The following is a 2,010-nucleotide window of genomic DNA, read 5'->3' as shown; positions in this document are numbered from 1 at the left end:
CCCGGCGCTGGCAGGAATGGGACAACCCGACAAGCGGTACAAGGACGGGCACCGGCGCGGACACCGACACCGCGCCATTGACCGAGGCGCAACAGGCAGACCGTGAATTGCTGGAATCGGCGGTGCTGGCAATACCGGTAACAGCTTTTCACAAAGAAGGCACCGAGCATTCGCCACCAATCGACGCAGCGCAGTGCATCGGGTATGCACTTTGCACCGAGTACGGTAAAACGCACCGTGCTACTGCGCTAGCCATTGCAAAAGCCTGGGACAAAAAAACCGGCGGCAATGCCAGTGCTGAATTTTTGAATGCTGATCCAGACTACCCCGGAAAGCCAATCGGCAAGGCATCAGTTTTTAAACTGGCAAGTGAACACGGGTGGACAAGAGCGGCTGATGCATGGCCTGAACCTACACCATTGCCTGATGCTTTGCCGCCTGTTATGCCGTTTGATGCGGACTACCTGCCCTACGCTTTGCGGGCCTGGGTGATGGACATTGCACACACCATGCAATGCCCGGCTGATTACACCGCCATGGGTGCCTTGACTGCACTATCAAGCCTGATCGGTGCAAGGGCCGTGATTCAGCCTAAACGGTTCAGTGACTGGCACGTCACACCAAACCTTTGGTGTTGCGTTATCGGCCGACCTGGGGTGATGAAGTCACCAGCACTCAGTGAAGTGATGAAGCCCTTACACCGACTTGAGGCAAAAGAACGTGAGCTTTGGAAGGACGCGCATGATTCATGGGAGCTTGACAACAAGGTTGAGGCGCTTTCGTTTGCTGACAATGAAAAGAAGGCGAAGGGTTTAATCGGCAAGGACAAGGCCGCAGCGCGGGCGCTGCTGATGCCTGGCACCGCCACGGCTGAACCTATCGCTCGCAGCTTCATTGAAAACAATTCAACCGTCGAAGCACTGGGGGAAACTTTGCAACAAAACCCGTGGGGCGTACTGGTTTTCAGGGATGAGTTCAACAGCTTGTTGGTTTCATTGGACAAGGTTGAAAACCAAGATGCCCGAGGGTTCTATTTGCAAGGGTATGACGGCGATAAGCCATACAAGTTCAAGCGCATCATTCGCGGAGAAACCTACATCCCTCGGGTTTGCATGGCGATGCTTGGGGGCACTCAGCCCGGCAAGATTCAGCAATACGTTCGCAATGCGGTATCGGGCGGCGAGGGTGATGATGGACTTTTGCAACGGTTTGGCCTGATCGTGTGGCCTGATATCGCCCGCGATTTTAAATATGTTGACCAATGGCCTGATACACCGGCAAAACAAGCAGCTTACGCAGTATTTGAACGACTGGCAATATTACAACCAGAAAGCGAAGATAACCCGGTTGTCTGGCATTTCAGCCCTGAAGCCCAAGAGTTATTTATTGAATGGCTGGTGCCTTTTGAAAATAATCTGCGCGGCGATGATTTGCACCCGGCGATGGTTTCACACCTTGCCAAATATCGCAAGCTGATACCAGCCCTGGCGCTGGTGTTTGCCATGATCGACACACCAGACAGCGGGGGCGTTGTCCACATAACCGAACTGGGCCGGGCGCTGGCGCTGGCAGAGTACTTGCAAAGCCACGCTAACCGGCTCTATGCGGCGGCGGTCATTCCCGAGACTACCAACGCTGAAACGCTGCTGATGAAGATAAAAACCGGAAAACTTGCTGATCGTGATGGCGCGATACCTGACAGCTTTACACCACGGCAAATCGCAGTGAAGCATTGGGCCGGTATCGCCACCCCCGAGGCGGCTCGCAAAGCAGCGGACGTGCTGGTGGAGTATGACTACCTACGCAAAGTCATCACGCACGGCGCTGGCAGACCAAGCGAGAGTTATCTGATTAACCCGTTTTTGATGAAGGACAGCGCATCATGACCACCTGGTTAAGCCGGTTAAAAAATCTTGAACACGCTAAAGGGGACGCTACGAAAGCTACAAAACCCCCTTTCGTAGCTTTTGTAGCGTCTGTTCTAACAAATGCGCAGAAAAATAAAGGCAC

Annotated in this window: 1 protein-coding gene; it reads left to right on the top strand. The window is 53.8% G+C overall.

The genetic code is table 11. From position 1 onward, the window contains the following. Positions 1-1,886: YfjI family protein (locus ACOYNV_RS28005; RefSeq protein WP_422903103.1), on the top strand; the 1,886-nt coding region annotated here is incomplete at its 5' end. Between the last annotated feature and the right edge of the window lie 124 nt (positions 1,887-2,010).

The sequence above is a fragment of the Propionivibrio sp. genome, assembly GCF_049316945.1.
Lineage (GTDB): Bacteria > Pseudomonadota > Gammaproteobacteria > Burkholderiales > Rhodocyclaceae > Propionivibrio.
Note: the sequence above shows the minus strand (reverse complement) of the source record. Positions and strands in the feature narration are given on the sequence as shown.